We start from the raw sequence: 18,088 nt of genomic DNA, 5'->3' as shown, positions 1-18,088 counted from the left end.
TCCTTAAGCCGCGATCGCCGCCAGAAGGCTGCTATTGTCGCCGCTACGAAAATCCATCGAGGAGGCGGGCACAGTGGTCGTGGAATAAACGATCAGCACATGCGCGTGGACGATGCGCTCGAGCAGGCATTCGAGCGCCGAGAGATCTGGCGGACAGGCGAGCGGCTGGCCGGCGCGCAGCCGTCCGGCGAGAGGCGGCGTCCGATAGCCGCCCGTATAGGCATGGCTCTCCGCAAGATTGACGAGCACGTGCAATTCGCCCATGCGGCGCCCTCGCCCGGCCTGCGCGCAGCCCGCCAGCGCGCGACCGGCAATCGCGCCGCAGCCCGTCTCAAGACAGGCGATCGACCATCCCGCACGGGCCGCGATCGCCTGGAAATAATCGCATTGCGTGCCGCCGAAAGCGGCGACCTTGCCGCAGAGATCGGGATAGGGATCGCAGGCGTCCGGCAATCCATATTGCCTGAGCCAGACGTCATTCGTCTCTGTCTCGCTCTGGCAGAAGAATTCAAGCCGGAGGGCGCAGAGCCGCTCTTCGATATAGGCCCAGCTCGCCGCCAGCGCGTTGAGGAACCCTCGCCGCACCGGCGCGTCCTCGTCGGTGCGCCAGGCGCGTCCTCGAGGCAGCAGTTTGATCAGCTGGTCGAGCGCCTGCGGTTGCGTCAGGCAGATATCTTCCGATACGACGCCGGGGCTGCAGGAAGAGCTGCTCATGGCTGCAGATCAACCGAGCCGAGCACCGGGATGGCGCCGGGGGCGATCGGAATGTCAGCCGAGGGCAGCGCCAGCACATGACGTTGCTCGCCGCTGGCATTGGCGATCGCCTGCCAGATCCATGACCGCGAGAAGACCTGCGGCGAGGCGAGAAACGGCATCGACGGCGTCGCCGTGTCCGAGCCCGCGACCGCGCCAAGCCGCCGCATCATGTCGAGCAGCTCGTCAACGATCGCCTGCTTGACCGATGTCGTGTAAGGCGCGACGCCAGTCGCGACGATATCGATCGGCTGCGGAGTCGGAGCCGAAACGGTCACAAACGCCGTCGCGGGCTCTTGCGCGGCGATAGCCGCGCCGACCGCCTCGATGTAAGGATCGGTCGCGACGCCGCCAGTCGTGGCGAAAAGATCGTCGAAGATCGGGAAAACCCGCACCGTGCCGGGGCCGCGATAAAGCCGCTCGACGAAAACGCGCGTGACACCGGCGACCGCCCTGCCCCAAATCACATAGTCCGACGCGGCGCCGCCATGCGGCGGATAGCGCAGCCGGAACAGGATGCGGTCGCGCCACGCTTCCAGATCCTCGATGTCGAGTCCGCCGATGACGCCGCCGGCAGCGACCGAGGCCGTCGCGGTTGCCGCGCCATTTCCGGTCGGTCCCGAGCCGATCGTCAGAATCGTGCCGGCGTCGGTATTACCGATAGCGCCCGTCGCCTGCGCGACCACGGAAACCAGCAGTGTTCCGGCCGCGGCGAGAGAGAAGTCGGCGGCGGCGGCGTATTGCACGCCATCGGCGCGCGTGAGCAGCGTACCGGCGGGGACCAGAATGTCAGCCGGCGAGACAACCCCGACGCGGCCTGTCGCCAGCGCCGCGGGCTTACGAGGCATATTATATTGCTCTGCATGCCGCGGCAGCCATATCTCATCGGCATAGAGCACGAAGGCCTGCTGGCCGACATAATCCATACGGCCGAAGATTTCGAAATCGCGGCCGGCGATAACCTTCGCGGTCGGCTGGACGTTATTGAGCGGCAGCGAGGCGTCGAGATTGGCGTAGGCGCGGAACGCGCCAATCGTGCGTTGATAGAGGTCGCCAAGCGCGGGGAGTGCGAACATCAGCCGCGCGGAGATCCAATGGCGGCCGGAGCGGCCTGGCGCCAGCTCATCTCAAACCTGCGATCATAGATTTTCGATCCGTCCTGGCCGTAAAGCGCGATGTCGAGAAAAATCCCATTGCCTTGCGGCAGAATGCTCGCTGATGCGGCGATATCAGCGGCGGCGCTGGCGTCGAGCAGCGGCTGCAGCGCCGCGAGCGCAAAGACTTCGGCGTAGCGCCGCGTCGTCTCGGTCGCGACGGAGCGTTCGAGCAGCCAGAGCAGCGAGCCCATGGCGACTTCGCCGTCTTCCAGAAGGCCGTCGCCCCACCAGCCGCGCGGGTCGCCATCGGCGTATTGTTCCAAAGGATGCCCGGGCGGGCACGCCTGATCGGTAAAGAGAGCGATCACAACGAACGTCGAGAGCGCCGCGATGTTTTGGAGACCCCCGAGATTGGATGGCGCATCCTGCGGCCCGGAGAGAGACCAATCGGCGCAACCAGTCGTCTCGTTATAGACCGAGTCCCAGCCGAACAGCCCATTATCGCTGCAGGCCGGATCGGGCCGGATGACGATATCGCTCACTTCACGAAGACTTTTTGCGCGAGATTGCTGATATCGGCGTCGCCGGCGGTGTCGATTGTGCCCTTCATCGACGCCGGCAGCGATGCGTCGGCGCCGCCGAGATAGACCATCCCGTCGAGGACGATTTTCGGCGCCGTAAGCGTGATTGTGTCTGTTCCCACAATGCGCAGGTTCTTCTTGATCAGAGAGATGGCTTGCCCGTTCGCATCATAAAGGACCGTGCCGCCCTGCTCCGTGTTTTTTGGCCGATACTGCGGATGTTCAAGTCCGAGAACATGCGCGCGATCGGAACGGCCGCCTTGCATCAGGATCACGCCCTCGCCACCCATCGGCGGCACGGTCGAAAGCCCGAAGTGCTGTGATCGCACAACGTTTTTGAACTGCTCGCCGGAGAGACCATTCAAGGTCGCGCGCTGTTGCGTGCCGGTATCGTCGATGCTTACGACCGAGACGCGGCGCAGGCTGCCCTTGATCGCCGTGTCGTGTTCGTCGGTCATTGCAATGTCGCGTCGCTGGAGTCGAAAGACCACTGCGAGCCGGAGCCAGAGGATTTACCGGCTTGGCCGCCATGCGCTTGCGGATCGACAAGCGACAGAAGAGACCACGTCCTCGACTCGGCCTGCTGGTAGCTCACATTCTCGATCAGCATATCCTGCGCGAGGCCGGCAAACGGGCTCTCCGTCCAGACCTTATTGCCGGGAGCCCAGAGAGTGCCGGTCTCGTCGCGCCAGCCGGCGGTTTGGACCGTGGCGCGGACGCCGTCGCCGGCGGCTTTGTCCCGGCGGTTTTCAGCGCGCTTTTGCAGGCGCGTCTTGTCGGTGTTGGCGTCCTGCACGTGCACCAGAGGGCGCAGCCTCGGGATCGTGCTATCTAACGCGATCGCCTCCATTTGCAGCGCATCCTTGCCGTGGCCATCATAGCTTTGGCCGCGCGCATAGATCTTGGAGTGGCGATTCGTGGCGTTGAAATCGCCGTCGATCACTTCAATGTTGACGCCCTCGATCAGCGCGCCCGACTGCCTCTGCGCCGTCTGCCCGGCTTTCGTCAGCTTGATCGATCCGTCCGCCTGCCCCGCCAGCGTCACGCCCTGGTCGCGGCAGGCGCGTTCGATCGCGCGGAATAGCGTCTCCCCCGGCTGCAACTGAAACTCGGGGATCTTGTCGAACTGCGCGTCAGACGAAAAACCGATATTGAACTGGTCGAGCGTCTTGGCGATGTCGAGCGGCGTCATGTTCTCGAAATGGCCAGTCGGATGGATGCAGGAGCAATCGACGGCGTCCTGACCCTTCGCGCGGCCTTCGATGCTGATATAGCCCTGGCGCGGGTCGAGATGCGGGCGGCGGCGATCGATGAAGCCGTTAAACACCAGCTCGCCCGTCGCATATATTTTCAGCGGCGTGAACAATTGGAAACGCGCCGCCGTAGCGTCCGCGCCAAGCTTCGCTGCGGCGAGCAGAAAGAAGTCGCGGCACGCCTCCTTGATCGAGCCTCGCACTTTGACGTTCTGCCAGGACGAGTAAAGCGCTCCGCCAGCAGCGACCGTGACGAGCTCTGTCTGCGGCATCAGCTTGCCAAAGCGGATGGCGCCAGCGCCGATATGCGCATCGGCATCCAGGCGGGGTGGCGCACGCTGTTGCGGGCGACGAGCCCCAGCGCCTGCGAGGGATCCTGATAAAGCCGCCACGCCCACCAGAGCGAAGGCATCGGCGCATTGGAGCTCGCCGTCACGAGCGGCCTCAGATCGGCGATGACGGAGGAAAGATAGGACAGCGCGGCGGCGCGCAAATTCTGCAGCGCGACGTAAAGGTCGATATTCGCAGCGCCGGCGCAATCGGCGAATTCGACGTCAAACCGCGCGACAAGCAACTGCCGCGCGGCGACGCCGTCCGGACGCGCCGCATAGGACGCCCCCGCCACGGCGGAAACATAGGCGGTCATCAAAGTCAGACGCGCCAGGCGCTGCGCTAAAGCCGCGTTGGCGGCGAGAGTCTGCGCCGACGGCGTTGCGCCCGTCGACGCCGGCAGCACCGCCAGATCATCCACAGCGGCGCCAAAAGCGGTCGCCGCCGCCGCGGGGTCCATCGCCGTTTGAAGCGCTGCCGCTGCAGCGAGGCTGTCGGTCACGACGCTCGTATCGACGCCAGTCAGCGAAGAGACGGCGCCCGGAACGGCGTTATAGATGCCGGACAGAGTGGATTGCAGGCCTGCCGAAACCGTCGGGTCGATGACAGCCGAAGCGCGCACGGTTTCGAGGACAGCGGGAATATCCTGCAGGCCTGCTATCGCGGATGAGACAACCCAGCCGGGCTGCCCGAACGCTTGCATCTGCGCCGCCGACGCGGCAATCGAAGCCCCGAGCGAATCAACCGCGTCATAGACGAGCTGCGCCAGCATCAGGACCGACGTCAGCGGGCTCATCGCGCCGGCGCGAACGAAATCCAGCGTGAAGGCGACGAGGCCCATGCGATCTTTAGCATAGGCGCGATCATAGGCGCGCAAATGCGCGCTGAGCGGCCCCTCGATCGGCAGGACAAGCACGCCAGGTCCCGGCGTATCGAGCGCCGCGCGAAAAACCGTCGCGTCGGCGTCGACGGTGTCGCTGGCGAGATAGGCGGTGACCTGAAACGTCGGCGCGGTCTTGCCGAGGTCCTCGATGAAAGGCGTCTCGGAGCCAGGGAATTCATGGATGGCGATGCGCCGGCCGCCGGGGCCGCGATCCGATTCAACCTGGAACGGAATGCCGCGGAAACTCGCCGGCCAGAGGGTCGATGGCCAGTTGCGCATCCATCCTCCCGACGCCAAGACAACAAAAAACCCGGCGCGGGAAGCGTCGGGTTTCTAGCCTTTTAAAGCCTGCACAGGATGCGCCAAACAACTGCCGCAAGTCAAGGGCTATTATCGATCTCGGCGATCTGGTCGAGGAGATAGCCGGTCGACCGGACCTTGCCGACGATTCGTGTCGCGCGCTCATCAATAAGGATGGCGATCTCGTCGCCGGTAAGACTTTCGGTGATCCGCGCCGATAAATCGAACGATAGCCAATGCATGATCATCAGATTGAAGCGGTCGATCGGGGTCTTGATATATCGCACCATTATTCCGGCTTCTTCAAACTCTCGCGCGCCTTCGCCATCTCGGATGCGCGCGGCAATTCAGCGTCCCCCGCGCGGCGGATCATGTTGCGTCCGCCGGGCTTCTCCCATGATGTTTTGACGCGGTTGCCGTAGTTGCCGGAGATCATCTCGACGCGGCCGTCCTTGACGCGACCTGTCAACAATCCGACATGGCCTCCGGTCCGGCCGGGACCGAGCCCGCGCGTCTCGACCAGCACGTCGCCGGCGGAGACGCCTTTGGCGGGATCAACCGGCACGCCCCATCTCTCATAAGACGTCGCGACATTGCCGCCCCGGCTCGCCGGGACGTCTTTGACGCCAGCCTTGCGGAGCGATGCTCCGACGAAGGACGCGCACCAGGCCGTATCGGCCGGGTTCATGCCGTGGCCGCCGGTCGCGAGATATTTGCGGATCAGCGCATTGTCGCTCCGCTCATGCGCGCCGGAGATTGATTTTGCGGCCTCGACTGCCGACGATGGCGTCGAACCGCCCGGCGATGCGGTCACCGGCGTCATCGCGCCATTGTCGCGAAGCGGGGAGTGCCGCAGATAGCGATGATGCGCGGGTGTGCCGCCACGATCGATCGGGCGAGGCGTCACGGCGCTCAGCGACGCGGGAGGCGTCGCGCCGAGCGGCGGCAAGGTCTGTCCGGGGGAAAGAGGCGCAGCCCCGGACGATTGCGACGTCCCGAGCAGCGAATCGGGCGACGGTTGCGAAAAAGAGATGCGCGTCTGCATAATCAGCATAGGATCGGCTTTCCGGGAGGAAGCACGGCATGCTGCGCCTGATAATCGCGGGGATGATCATATGCGCCGGCGGCGCCGCAGATGGGCAAAGCTGCGATGAGTGCGGCTGCAAAGGAGGCCCGGGCTACAGAGGCCCAGATAGACAATGCCTCAGTTGGAAGCGCCTCAATAGCGTCTGCGGTATCCCGCCGACGACCCATTGCACGCCGGAGCACGTGAACACTAAAGACAAGGACGAAAAGGCCAGCCCGAAATAACTAATTTCCTGATACGCCCGTGGGCGCGGCTTCCGGCATCGACGTTCCCGTATTCGCCCGCAACGCGCCATTGGCGCTGATGCTGCGCGCCGTCTCGATGGCGCTGAAAAGCTCCGGCGAGGCGTCGATTTTCACCGTCAGGGAAATATCCGCCGCACCCTTTAACTCAGCGATCGCCGGGCCTTCCTTGCCGAGCGGCGTCGGCGCGACATGGCTGCTATCCCATTTCGACATATAGCCAAGATTGGACGGCGGCTGCAGCCTTCCGCTGCTCGAAAAGCCACCCCCAGAGCCGAGCGTAAAATCATGCTCATAACCGCTTGGCGCAGAATGAAAACGGCCATCGGACCATGAGCCGTTGAAGCCTGGCCCCGACAGCGGATGATTCCACGCGTCGGAGGCGCGATCGAAAATGCTCCTGTTCATTTCCGCCTTCGGGTCATATCCAGCAGGGTACTGCGGATGCGGGAGCTTATCGAACGCCCAATCAATCCCAGCCTTTCCGCCCTCATAGATGGCGCCGGCGACAAGCCCCTTCCCAAGTAGGCTGCCGGCGCCGCCGACGACGCCAGGGACGCCTTTTCCGGTCAAAAGGCCGTATAGAGACGTAGCCACCACGCCAGCCGCGGCGGCGGTTCCTACGCCAACGCCAGCCGCTGCTCCTTTGGCAAGGTCAGGATGCTCTTTCTGCCACTTGTCGAGCGCCTGGCTCCATTCGCTGATCGACGTAGCCATTGATGAAAGGATGGACGCGGAATCCTTCATGCCTGGGCTCGTCAAGACGGCGCCGAAGTTTTGCAGCGACGTACCGAGCGCGCCCAAGGCGGCGGTCGGATCAGATTTAAGCAGATCGCCCGTCCCCTCGATGCCCTTCGATTCTTCGTACTGCGTGGCGCGGTTCTCGAATGCCTTGCGCTGATTGCGTAGATGCGCCGCGTAGTTCGATGCGCGTGAACCAGGAAACAACCGCGCGAAAATTGCATCCTGCTTGAACGGATCGGTGACGCCAGCCTTGTCGAGGGCCGGAATGACATTTTCATAAAGGAATTTATCAGGGTCTGTGACGCCCTTTTCCCATCCTTTAATATAATGGCCCGGTTTAAGGCCTTTAATGTCTCCCTGTTTATTCATCAGGACATCATCATCGGTCAGAAATCCAAGGTCCATCCATTCCTTGATCGCGGCGTGATTATGCGCCAGCGCCGAGCCGTTGATTGTATTCTCATACTGATAGACTGCGCTACCAGCCTGCATGCCGCCAAGCTCCGCCGGCAAGGACATTCCGGTTGTCATCAGGTATCGCGGGCTCAAATGCATTCCGGCTGTCTTCGACATCTTTGCGCTTTCGAGCAAATCCTCCGGGTTCAACAGTTTTCCGTTGACCTGCACTGCGCGAACATATGCGTCGAAGAACCTCTGCAGATCCTTTGGATTGTTCGCTTGTCCAAGCAACTCGCCAGCTTTAATCATGTCGCCGAACTGGCGATCATCAAGGCCGAGAGCTTTTAGCGCGGAGCGGGCTTTTACAGCGCCTTCCAGGTTCGGCAACACCTCGTCGGGATGAGAAAGCGATGCGCGCAACTCGCGAAACGTTTCTGTCGAATCAGCCAGGGTGACATTCGGATTTTTCGCCATAATACGCTTGGTCTCGGCGTCAACCGCCGCCGCTTCGGAAGCCGGAAGGCCGAGGGCCCCGAGTTTAGCCTGCTGACTTGCAAGATCTCCACCCGCTTCAAGCGCCTTCACGCCCGCGCCTGCGACGCCTGCCGCGACCAGCGGCGCCACTGATTTAGCGACTTCGCCGACACTATGGAGCGCACGCGACAGCCTGCCGACCTGCGTCGACGTTCTGGCGACGTCGCCCGCCACGCCGCCAAAGGCTGTTCCAACCGAAGAGACCGATTGGGCGAGGCGCTGCATATTGGCGGCGTTCATGCCGAATTTGGAAACGCTTCTCGACATGCGATCGAAATCAGGGGCGACCCGGGCAATGCTTCCAGAAACGCGGCCGATCTGGTCGGAAACGCCGCTGATTGCCGTGAGCTTTCGCTCGATCTCCGCGAAAATCGGCGCGGTCCGATCCTCGCCGCTGATGACAAGTTTCGCCTCCATCATCGAACCCGCCACCGGCCTACCCTTTCGCTTTCTTTTTGCGCAGAATCGCGCGGTCAAACCAGTAGACGATGCGCGTCAACGACATGGCTTCGACATCCCGCATCTGAAGGTCGAAAACGAGCGCGTCGATTATGATTCTGAGGTCTCCTGGGCGCCGACCGTAAAAAAACTCAGAAGTTCCTTTTTCACCTTTCGCGCATCGGCGAGCGAAAGCAGCCGCAAAACGTGCGAGCCACTTTCGTGCTGCACGCAGGCGTCAAGATAATTGGCTACGACAGACTTATCCTCGACCGCAAAAAACCCGCCGCTCGACTGGGTGTAAATATGAGGCTCCCCAAAATCGAGATATTGGCCGCCGGTTGGCTCTTTGATCGCGATCTCCGTGATCATCTTGCCGTGCAGCTCGACAGGCTGCGCCAATGCGATTGTTTTGATTTTCATCTTAACTGCTCGTCTTGGCGTAGGCCGTGGCGCGACCCTTGATGCCGGTGACTTCACCGGTCATGTGATCGACGCGGGGCTTGCCTTCGAATTGCGCGCCGGTCCAGGTGTGCAGCCGGCCGGTCTGCTCTTCGACGAGCGAGATATTGTACGGGCCGCCAAGCATGATCGCGGCCCAGTCGAGCGCCGTCGCCGTGCCTGTCGGCGTATCCTCGAAGGTCGGCTCGAAGATGTAGCCCATCGGCTTCATCGTGCGATAGATCGAGCCGTTCTGATTCGCGCCCCCGTCCATCTCGAGCGCGGACGGTTCGCTTTCAAATTTAGCGCGCAAGGTCAGCGGACTGCCGTTGACCGTGAAGCGCATAAAGCCGCCGAAGTCTGCCATGAAAGGCTCCTAATTTTGGGGATTTATATAGATAACTCCCTATTTTCCTTCAGGACGTTTATCCATCCCCCCTTCGGCAAGAACTGCCGCCACGTCGTCGATGTGTAGACAATCACACATGCAGGCGTAGTCGTTGGGCGGTTGGATGACGGCAATATTACCGTTGCAGTAGTCATAGCCTGGCACTGCGCTGTGCAGAACGCCGAAGGCAACTATCTTTCCGCCTTCGAGCCTCACAATCTTGTCGCCGTTCCTTGCTTCACGTCCGTTCCTGTAATGCATCTGATTTCTCCTATGAGTTCCCTTAATTGAGGTCGTTAAATATGTAAGTCCCTAATTTTACCGGTCAGAACCCGGTCGGATACTGTTGATAGAAAGTCGCGTTGACGGCCAGAATATCGAGCGGATTGACGCGCTCGATCGGCGCCAGAACGTCGCATCGCGCGGGGTTGCTCGCATTGGCCTGCACGATCAGATTGCGGGTGAACGTGTCGGCATCCTGGAAGACGCCCCGGTCAACCAGATCCGTATAGGCGTGAACGAAAGTGCCTTTGATATCGGATGGCGTCGAGATCGCCGCCAGATTGCCAGGGTTGCTCGCCGCGAAGGATTTCTGGCCCTGCTCGACGGCCAGCATGGCGCGGATGTATTGAATGCCGCCGGCGGCCTGATAGATCGCCTGAATATCGCGAAACACCGTATCCGGCTGGCCCGACGTGCCGACGCGGTAGCAGGTCACGGTCTTGTCGATCATGACATTGCCGCTGGTGTCGATCGTCGTGGTCGAAATGCCGGAATTCAAAAGCGTGTTGCGCGCCGAATAGTTCCACAGGCCTGAACGGCTGCGCGGACCGCGCACGCCCTGCACCACACGGCCAGTCTGGTTGCGCGAGACGTTGCCGGTGGTGACGTCGGAGAGCCATGTCGATTCAAGGGCGGTGCGGCCGGCGACCCATTCCCAGGACGGCGTAACCGAGCCCGGAAAGCGGCCAATGATGAGCTCATGGCGGTCATTGAGGCTGAGACCGAGCGTCGTCAGCGCCGAGAAAGCGCTGGTCGAAACGGTCCAGTAATGACCATAGCTCTGGCGGCTCCAGGACCAGCGGCCTGAAGTGTCATTGAAAGCTATGCTCGCCGCCGCGAGATTGATTGCGTCGGAGAAGGGCGAGGCGACGAAATCGGCTGGATCATCGCCGAGGGCGGCGAGCGCGGAAGACAGGGTCGGCGTTCCCGTGCCCAGCACCGGCTGCGCGACGGTCAAAACCCCCGTGGCGCCCAGAACATTGGAAGGCGCCGTCGAATTGTAGATATCGACGTCGTTCATGATGGCGCCGGCGTGACGCGCCAGGAGCGTCACGACATTGGTCGCGACCGTCGCGGTCAGCGGCAGCATGGCGTTGGTCAGCGTGTCGTAGAAGGCGTTGATGGCCGCACCGAGCGAGGCCGCGACGGTCGCGGTTGTATCCGTGGTCGAGACGGCGATCGGGATCTGGCGGCCGCAGATCTCGATGACGCCCTGTCCGGGCGCCGGAAGCGTCGCGACGGTCAGCGTCCATTGCGCGGGGGGCGTGCCGGGATCGGCGACAGCCTCAATCCAGATCGGCTGGGCCGGCGCATTCGCCGCGGCGAGGCGGAACATCTCACGCAGCATCGAGCCGGGGCCAGCGAAGGCGTCGGCGTCATTTTGCGAGGCGACGGGCGTCGGCGTATCGAGCGCCAGCGATCCGGCCGCGGTGGCGTGACCTTGCAGCACGATGCGGGTCGTCGGCTGATATTGGCCGCCGGAGTTGACTTCGAAGAACTGGCCGGGCGCGGCCAGCCCCGTGCCTGGAATGTACTGAAAGATGACGCCATTGGTCACGGGCGAGGCTCCCCAAGATGATGCGAAGAAAGAATGGGCTCAGAATCCACGTGTGAAATCAGGCGATCGGCTCGTCGTGAGCCGCTGGCGCATCAGAAAGGCGCGGGCCGAGCGCGAGCGAACCATCGTGCAGCAGCATCAGCCAGAATGAATCGAACAGATCGATGGTCTCGCCGGCGTCATCAGCGGAGAAGAACCGCTGCGTGCCGGGAATAGGCAGCTTGTGCGACGGATGGACGAGATGCGCCTGGACATGGCGTTGGGACATGATCAATCCTCAAAAGTTGACGTCTAACCAGCGAGCGCGGCGATGAGGCCGCTGTTGCCGCCGCTGCTGAAATCCATCGCGGCGGCGACGGCGTGCACGCCATCCGGATCGGTCGCGGATGCTGTGCCGTCGAGATGAGTGTAAATGTCGATGCCCTGGAGCGGCGGCGGCAGCGCAGGTGCGCCAGGAATGAGCGGAAGAAGAGATGCGCAGAGCAGCGCGCCGGATGAGCCGGGCGCCAGGCCAGCCGCGACGCTCGCGAGAGGCTCCGGCAACGCCGCGACGGGCGCCGGCCAGACTTCCGCTTTAACCTTGACGTGAAACTTGATGGTGCGTGAAGCGAGCCGCAGCGTGCGGTCGGCGGCGCGCTGCGGGTCCGAATGGATCATCCGCGTTTCCATGGCCACCTTGTTATAGAGGACGGCCGTCGGCGCGCGGTTTTTGATGGTGAGAATATAGCGGACCTGCGCCTCGAGGAGATCGAGCATCGCCTCATGCTGGCGATCTGTCACCGGCGCTTCGAGCGTTCCGATCGACTGGATGGTTCCATCAGGCAGCTCGATCTGCATGACGCCGGAACCCGCGATCATGGCCTCGATGACGAGGGTGACGACCTCCTCCGCCGCTGGATATCTGACGTCCCCATACGGCGATGTCTGCTGTTCTTCCGTGTAGACGACCAGCAGCGGGTTGTTCTCCAGCGCTGCGAGAGCCGCGGCGATGGCCTCTGGGCTTTCCGCAGCGGCGATGAGATCGACGCGGCTGTCGTCGACGCGCGCGCCGGCGACGGTCGGATAAGGCCCCGTCGCGACAGTCGCGGACGGGCAAAGCGCCTCGATCGCGGCAAGGCGCAGGGCGAGACGCGCGAGCGACATGGGTTAGCCGACGAGATTGACGAAACAGCGCAGGATCGCGGCCTTCGTCGGCGTCACATGCGTGACGCGCCAGGTCTTGCCCGAGCTTTGAGACACGATCAGATCCGGCGCCTGCACCGTAAATCCAGGCACAAGCTGGTCGGGCATGATGTCGATACGCGGCTCGCTTGCATTCGTGCCCGGGCGCTGATCCGTGCGCGCATCATAGGCGCGCATGATCGCCGGCTTCATCGGCGGATCGAGAAACACGCCGTTGAAGGTTGCCTGGGCGCGGGCCGGGTCAGGAATATCCGGCGCGTTCCTGTCCGCGCCTTTGATGCGCGGCAGCAAGGTGAAAGGCTCCGACATAACCTCGCCGACAGACGCGGCCATGTCGAGGACTTCCGCCATAAAGAGCGACGCCACGAAGCTTACGCTCCGGCGCGGGCGCTGGCGAGGGCCTGCGGCTGGACGCAGACAGGCAGCGGATAGGAATAATATTCTAGGGCCGCCCACATGTTGCGGTCACGATCCATCACAACCCAGCTGTACATGTCGCGGCCAGGCGTATTGACGAATTCGAAGGTTTCCGCAGGGGCCATCGCCCATTGGAAAATGCCCGCGCCGGTCGGGAAGATTTTCGCCTTGTCGGTCGAGATGCCGATGGCGCCGTCGTCCGTCCCGCGATAGTTGACGAAATTAATGTCGCCGTAACGGAACGCCGACCACGCGCGGCCGAGGTCATTGCGGAGATCCGCTGCCGCGGCCCAATTCTTGTAGGTGTTGAGCACCTCGGCATTGCTCGTCAGCTGATCGTAGAATTGATCCCCACAGAGCGCCACGATGTCAAAACCCATGCCGCCGAGGCCCTGCAGGTTTTTCGTCATCGTGCGGCGGATCGCGGCGCATTTCAGGCGGATGGAGCCCTCGGGAAGCGTCGCGTTCGCCAGATCGAAACCAACTTCGGCCGGGATGGTCTGGCCGAATTCGGTCGCCCAATTATAGATTGTCGAACCGTCCGCGTCGGTGACAAGGCCCTGCACCATGCCGAGCAGCCAGTTCTCCTTGGTCAGCGCGAAGTCCTGCTTGATCTTCATCGTGCGGCGGCCGATTTCGATTTGCAGCGTCTTCAGCTCCGTCTGCGAGGCGAAGGCGCGGATGCCCTGCAGTTCGGAGGCCGTGATGAGCGAGGCGCGCGCGAGGCGGCGCGTCTTGAACGGGCGCGCGTCGCGGATATCGCCGCTCTTCTGCGACGGCGCAGAACCGCGCGGAGAGGTCTGGATCAGCGCGGGCGCGTTCGCGCGCGCTTCGATGAAGATATGCTCCGTCGAAACCGGGACCGGCGTTACAAGGCCAGGAATGCTCTGGAGCGTGGTGGGAACATAACCGGCGCGATCAACAGCCATGGTCATTTCGATGGCCGAGAATGCATTTTGCGTAAAGACGTCCATCGTCAGCATGGCTGCGAAGTCCTTTCGACTGGATTTGGATCAGATTGACGGGATGGCCTGATTGCGGGTTGAGTTCCTCGCGCATTAGCGCGATGGGCCGGACCGATCAGGCCTTTCTGTTGCGTGCGTAAGACGCCCGCCATCACCTCACGGAACACCCGGCCCCGATCTGGAATTTAGCGAACGATGATGCCGAGGCGGCGCAGCTGGTTGACGCCCTCGGCGATCTGCGCCGCGGTCGCGCCGGCTGGCCAGGTGAGATCGGCCAGGCGAACCTGCGCCGTGCGGACGATCGCGGTGGCGGCCTGCGAGCCGGCGCCAAGATCCACATCGCCGAACAGGATGCCAGCGACGATCTGCAAACCGTTCACCGCGGTGAAGTTGAGAGCATCCCAGGTATCGCCTGTCCCGACCGGGCGGCTGATGGTGACAAACCAGCGATCGCCGATCGTCATCGTGCCGGCGCTCGACAGCAGGAACTTGATCTGGTTGTTGAATGTGGTTCCGACCAGACCCGCGTCGACCAAGATGCCGTTCGGATCGATCACATCGAAGGACGCGGTCGCGCCCGTGGCGCGCAGGATGACCTCGTAAACGCCATCGATGGCCGTGGCGGCGATCGGCGCAGTGGCGTCCATGACGAGAGCGCCCGTACCGACATTGCCCGTATCGGCCGCGACGGTCGCGGTCTCGGCGGCGGGAACGCCGCTTTTGCCCAGCACCGTGCCGGGGGTCTTCGCGGTCAGATTCGAAATCGTGATCTGATCGCGCGAATAAAGTCCCTCTTCCTCGCTGACGATAAATGCGCCGGCGTGGAGGTGTTCTGTCAGGACGGTCGTCATAAAAGCTCTCCGTTACGTTTTTAGCCTGGAATCACGAACGCCCGGTTCGATGCGGCGGCTTGCCGATTGAGGTCCGCGTAGATTTTGTCCCAACCCGCCGCCGCTTCGGCGCCGGCGGCGGCATCCGCATCCGGATTGACATCAGGGACGGGCACGGTCAGGCGCGGCCTGGCCGCGGTCTGTTCGGAAGCAGCGGCGGCGGACGCGACGACGGGAGCCTTGGCGAGAAGCGCGGACGCCGCTTCGGGCGCCATATCCGTCTCGAAGGCGAGATAGTTCGCCAGATCGGCGCGGCCTTGCGCTTCCGGCGCATTGAGGATCGCCTGCGCGCGCGCGCGTTCGGCCGTGCGGGCCTGCGAGGCCGCGGAAGAGGTCGCCGCGGCCAGTTCAGCGGCGGTGTTGGCAGTCGTTGATTCAGTCATGTTGGCTCCGCTCAGAATGACGTTTTTGGGAGATGAATCGTCGAAATAGGCCATGGCGGCGTCGAAATCGCCGACCCTGTCCGCAAGGCCCACGTCGACCGCGCGCTGACCCATGAACATTCCAGCCTCGGTCGCGCGCACGGCCTTTTCCGGAAGCTTGCGGCTGGAGGCGACATGCGAGACGAACAGGTCATAAAGATCATCGACGCCAGCCTGGATGCGCGCGCGGGCCTCAGGTTCGAGCGGCGTGAAGCTCGAATGATCACCCTTGTAGGCTCCGGCCGTGATCAGCGTCGGCTTGAGGCCTGCGCGGGCGATTGCTTCAGAGCGATCGACGTGCAGCCGGACGACGCCAATCGATCCGAGATTGGCGGATGGCGCCGTGACGATATGGTTCGCGCCGGCGGAGATCGCATATCCGGCGGATGCGGCGAGCCCGCTGACGTAAGCGACGACAGGCTTTTGCGCCGCCGTCTGACGCACGATCGCGCCCGTCTCCATCGCTCCAGCCGCTTCGCCTCCGGGCGAATCGACGTCGAGCAGAATGCCGCGCACGTTGGGATCGGCGGATGCCTTGCGCAGCTGCTCGGCGAGGCCTTCATAGCTCGTAAGGCCACTCGAAGCGCCGATCCATGACCCTCGATTGACGAGCTCGCCCATCACCGGGATGATGGCGACGCCATCCTGCATGCGATAGAGATTGGCCTTCGAGCCATCGTCGAGCGTTCCGGTAACGGGACGCCCTCGAAAGGCGCTGGCCTCAGCCGGCGGCTGCATCGGATCCACGCCGAAGCGATCGGCGAGGTTGGAGGCGATGGCGATGGCGGTCTCGGGCATCAGCAGCAGCGGACGGTTGAAGAGCAGTCCGGCGACGCGGGCGAGTTCTGTCACTTGTTTGGCTCCGCTGTTCCGCCAGGCCCGGCGGGACCTTCAGCCTCTTCCGAATCCGGCTTCGGGCCATTCGTGCTCTGCACAGCGGCGACGAGCGACATGCGCGTCAGGCCGCGCTCCTTGAGGTCGTCTTCCTCATTGGCGATCTGGTCGAGCGTGTCCTCGTAATCATCGCCCTGCTCGGCGCACTCTTTCTCGAGCGTCGAAAACATGCCTTCCATGCGGAGCGTTGCGCCTTCGGCTTCCTTCACCGGATCGACATAGCCGCGCCCGGGCCCGATCCATCTGGCCCGCGTGAAGGCGCCTGGCATGGCGAGGAAGGCATCGAGATCATCGAGCGGTGGTCCACCGTTGTGACCAACAAGCTTCGCGCCCTTCGGCAGCTTGAGATAGCCCTTGTCGAACGCCTCCTCGAGGAAGGCGTAATAGATCGGCGTCACCACCTGCTCGACGAAGACCGACGACATGCGCTTGACCGCCCGCCAGACCTCATTCAGCGCCGCGCGGGCGGAGGAATAATTGGTCTTGGACCAATCCATGCTGAGCTGCTCGTAAGAAATGCCGAGCGCGGCGGCGATGGACCGCAAAAAGGCTGTCTGGAAACCATCAAAGCTCGCCGTCTGACGCGGCGTCGAGTTCATCGTGACCTTTGTCCCTGGCAGCATCACCGGGATGCGCTGGCCGCCGACGATGGCCGGGTTCTGCGAGTAGTAGCAGACCATCTTGTCGGCATAATCCGAGACCGACGGCGCCATGCGCTGCTGCACCTCGCTCGTCGGCAGATCTGTCTCGACGAAGGCCGTGAACAGCGCGTTGACGGCGGCGCTGGCGAGTTCCGAGTCGGCGTGCTTGCCGATCATCCGCAACCGCTGGATCAGCGAGGCAAACGGCGAGATCGCGCGTGTCTGGCCCTCGCGATCCGGCTCGAAGCCATGAATGAAGACCGGACGGCCCCAAGACGTCTCGCGCGGGACGCGCGTCCATGTCCATGCGAGCTCCGAGGCCCACCAATCGCCGATATGGGCGTTGCGGACGTGATAGGCGATCGGAGCGCCGAAAAGGTCCATCTCGACGCCGCCGCGCAAGGTCAGCTGCTCATAGACGCCGTTTGGGTTCGACAGCCGGTCCGGATCGACCGGCAGCACGCAAGTCGAATAGCGCTGTCCCGGCGCGTCGCGCCAGCTCATCACGGCCGTCGTCTCGCCGGCGACGATCCATGTGCGCGCCAGAAGCCGGAACAGGCCATTCATCGAGACACGCCGCTGCGCATCGCAGAGATAACGCGGATCTTCCGCGAAGAGACGCCATTCGGACTGGATCGAGCGCGCGAAATCGCGCAGCACCTTCGGATCCTTGATGCCAAGCGCCAGGCCGTCCGGCTTCGCTGAAAGACGCAGGCCGGGCCCCACAACAAGATCGACGAGACGGTCGACCGCGGCGCTGGCGATCGGATCGTTGCGGATGACGTCGCGGACACGGGCGAGCGTCAGATCCCTGGCGGGCAGGATCGTGCCGTCAGCCGAGGACCGCGTTGGCCACCAGTTGGCGGTGTCCTGAGAATCGATGCCGCCGGCGTGATAGGCTTGGTTGATGTAGCCGGAGCCACCCATTGGCACGACGCCAATAGAGCCGTTTCCGCCAATCGCCTGGGCGCGGATCACGTCAATCTCGGCCGAGGAAATCGGGCGGCCGTTCTTGTCGAGGAGGCCCGGAGCTTCGCTCAACGCGACCAGATCGTGTTGATGGCGCCGATCATCGGCGCACCGGCGATCTGGGCCTGAAGGTTCGAGATATAGGCCATCAGCTGCGGGATCTGCGCGCGGTTGTATTTGACCACATAGCCGTCCGCGATGATCTCGACAGCCAGGCGCCCGGTTTGCAGGAGATGGAGCTTTTGCTGCGCATCGGCGAGCATTTCCTGCAGGGTCATGCGAAAAAACCGCCCCAGATGAGAAAAATAGCGATCGTGAGCGATGGCCCGAGGCGATAGAAGCAACCAACGGCGATCCACGCCGCGACGATGAATTGCAGCAGATGAAAGTGCATCATC

General features: G+C 63.0%; 22 protein-coding genes. All 22 read right to left on the bottom strand.

Annotation, left to right across the window (positions count from 1 at the left end):
- Nucleotides 1–3: 3 nt before the first annotated feature.
- Nucleotides 4–714: a DUF2313 domain-containing protein gene (locus SIN04_RS06765; RefSeq protein WP_134487633.1), complete on the bottom strand. Its 711-nt coding sequence runs from the start codon at nt 712–714 to the stop codon at nt 4–6.
- Entirely contained in the window at nt 711–1,829 is a 1,119-nt protein-coding gene (locus SIN04_RS06760) for a baseplate J/gp47 family protein (protein ID WP_134487630.1), read from the bottom strand. Before SIN04_RS06760 ends, SIN04_RS06765 begins: the two co-directional genes overlap by 4 nt.
- Nucleotides 1,829–2,392, bottom strand: coding sequence for a phage GP46 family protein (locus SIN04_RS06755; RefSeq protein ID WP_166795865.1), 564 nt, complete (start codon nt 2,390–2,392; stop codon nt 1,829–1,831). Before SIN04_RS06755 ends, SIN04_RS06760 begins: the two co-directional genes overlap by 1 nt.
- Nucleotides 2,389–2,889: a phage baseplate assembly protein V gene (locus SIN04_RS06750; RefSeq protein WP_134487624.1), complete on the bottom strand. Its 501-nt coding sequence runs from the start codon at nt 2,887–2,889 to the stop codon at nt 2,389–2,391. The genes SIN04_RS06755 and SIN04_RS06750 overlap by 4 nt, the downstream gene beginning before the upstream one ends.
- Nucleotides 2,886–3,956 (bottom strand): phage baseplate assembly protein, encoded by a 1,071-nt coding sequence (locus tag SIN04_RS06745; RefSeq protein WP_134487622.1) that lies wholly within the window; start codon nt 3,954–3,956, stop codon nt 2,886–2,888. The genes SIN04_RS06750 and SIN04_RS06745 overlap by 4 nt, the downstream gene beginning before the upstream one ends.
- Complete coding sequence (locus SIN04_RS06740; protein WP_134487619.1) at nt 3,956–5,176, bottom strand: DNA circularization protein; 1,221 nt, start codon at nt 5,174–5,176, stop codon at nt 3,956–3,958. Before SIN04_RS06740 ends, SIN04_RS06745 begins: the two co-directional genes overlap by 1 nt.
- 101 nt (nt 5,177–5,277) lie before the next feature.
- Entirely contained in the window at nt 5,278–5,487 is a 210-nt protein-coding gene (locus tag SIN04_RS06735; protein ID WP_134487616.1) for a hypothetical protein, read from the bottom strand.
- Nucleotides 5,487–6,251, bottom strand: coding sequence for a hypothetical protein (locus SIN04_RS06730; RefSeq protein WP_134487614.1), 765 nt, complete (start codon nt 6,249–6,251; stop codon nt 5,487–5,489). The genes SIN04_RS06735 and SIN04_RS06730 overlap by 1 nt, the downstream gene beginning before the upstream one ends.
- 257 nt (nt 6,252–6,508) lie before the next feature.
- Nucleotides 6,509–8,623, bottom strand: coding sequence for a hypothetical protein (locus SIN04_RS06725; RefSeq protein ID WP_341264311.1), 2,115 nt, complete (start codon nt 8,621–8,623; stop codon nt 6,509–6,511).
- Between the two features lie 129 nt (nt 8,624–8,752).
- Complete coding sequence (locus tag SIN04_RS06720) at nt 8,753–9,064, bottom strand: hypothetical protein (RefSeq protein WP_134487608.1); 312 nt, start codon at nt 9,062–9,064, stop codon at nt 8,753–8,755.
- A 1-nt stretch (nt 9,065) separates the two neighbouring features.
- Entirely contained in the window at nt 9,066–9,449 is a 384-nt protein-coding gene (locus tag SIN04_RS06715; RefSeq protein WP_134487605.1) for a hypothetical protein, read from the bottom strand.
- A 39-nt stretch (nt 9,450–9,488) separates the two neighbouring features.
- Nucleotides 9,489–9,731, bottom strand: coding sequence for a hypothetical protein (locus tag SIN04_RS06710; RefSeq protein WP_134487602.1), 243 nt, complete (start codon nt 9,729–9,731; stop codon nt 9,489–9,491).
- 64 nt (nt 9,732–9,795) lie between these two features.
- Nucleotides 9,796–11,310: a phage tail sheath subtilisin-like domain-containing protein gene (locus SIN04_RS06705; protein ID WP_134487599.1), complete on the bottom strand. Its 1,515-nt coding sequence runs from the start codon at nt 11,308–11,310 to the stop codon at nt 9,796–9,798.
- 58 nt (nt 11,311–11,368) lie between these two features.
- On the bottom strand, nt 11,369–11,578 hold the full coding sequence (locus SIN04_RS06700) for a hypothetical protein (protein ID WP_134487597.1): 210 nt from the start codon (nt 11,576–11,578) through the stop codon (nt 11,369–11,371).
- Nucleotides 11,579–11,601: 23 nt separating this feature from the next.
- Complete coding sequence (locus SIN04_RS06695; RefSeq protein WP_134487595.1) at nt 11,602–12,453, bottom strand: hypothetical protein; 852 nt, start codon at nt 12,451–12,453, stop codon at nt 11,602–11,604.
- A gap of 3 nt (nt 12,454–12,456) precedes the next feature.
- Nucleotides 12,457–12,858, bottom strand: a complete 402-nt coding sequence (locus tag SIN04_RS06690) for a hypothetical protein (RefSeq protein WP_134487593.1) — start codon at nt 12,856–12,858, stop codon at nt 12,457–12,459.
- A 5-nt stretch (nt 12,859–12,863) separates the two neighbouring features.
- A complete protein-coding gene (locus tag SIN04_RS06685) occupies nt 12,864–13,892 on the bottom strand; it encodes a major capsid protein (protein ID WP_341264310.1) in 1,029 nt (342 codons plus the stop codon).
- Between the two features lie 167 nt (nt 13,893–14,059).
- Entirely contained in the window at nt 14,060–14,725 is a 666-nt protein-coding gene (locus SIN04_RS06680) for a head decoration protein (protein ID WP_134487590.1), read from the bottom strand.
- 20 nt (nt 14,726–14,745) lie between these two features.
- Nucleotides 14,746–16,038 carry a S49 family peptidase gene (locus tag SIN04_RS06675; protein ID WP_134487588.1) on the bottom strand — a complete coding sequence of 431 codons (1,293 nt, stop codon included), beginning with the start codon at nt 16,036–16,038 and terminating at the stop codon, nt 14,746–14,748.
- On the bottom strand, nt 16,035–17,762 hold the full coding sequence (locus SIN04_RS06670; RefSeq protein WP_134487586.1) for a phage portal protein: 1,728 nt from the start codon (nt 17,760–17,762) through the stop codon (nt 16,035–16,037). The genes SIN04_RS06675 and SIN04_RS06670 overlap by 4 nt, the downstream gene beginning before the upstream one ends.
- Nucleotides 17,759–17,968: a gpW family head-tail joining protein gene (gpW, locus tag SIN04_RS06665; RefSeq protein ID WP_134487584.1), complete on the bottom strand. Its 210-nt coding sequence runs from the start codon at nt 17,966–17,968 to the stop codon at nt 17,759–17,761. Before gpW ends, SIN04_RS06670 begins: the two co-directional genes overlap by 4 nt.
- Nucleotides 17,965–18,087, bottom strand: coding sequence for a hypothetical protein (locus SIN04_RS06660; RefSeq protein WP_341264309.1), 123 nt, complete (start codon nt 18,085–18,087; stop codon nt 17,965–17,967). The genes gpW and SIN04_RS06660 overlap by 4 nt, the downstream gene beginning before the upstream one ends.
- Nucleotide 18,088 lies beyond the last annotated feature (1 nt).

Origin of the sequence: Methylocella tundrae (assembly GCF_038024855.1) — a bacterium.
Classification (GTDB): Bacteria; Pseudomonadota; Alphaproteobacteria; order Rhizobiales; family Beijerinckiaceae; genus Methylocapsa; species Methylocapsa tundrae.
The sequence above is the reverse complement of the archived record's forward strand: the minus strand, read 5'-3'. Positions and strand labels throughout refer to the sequence as shown.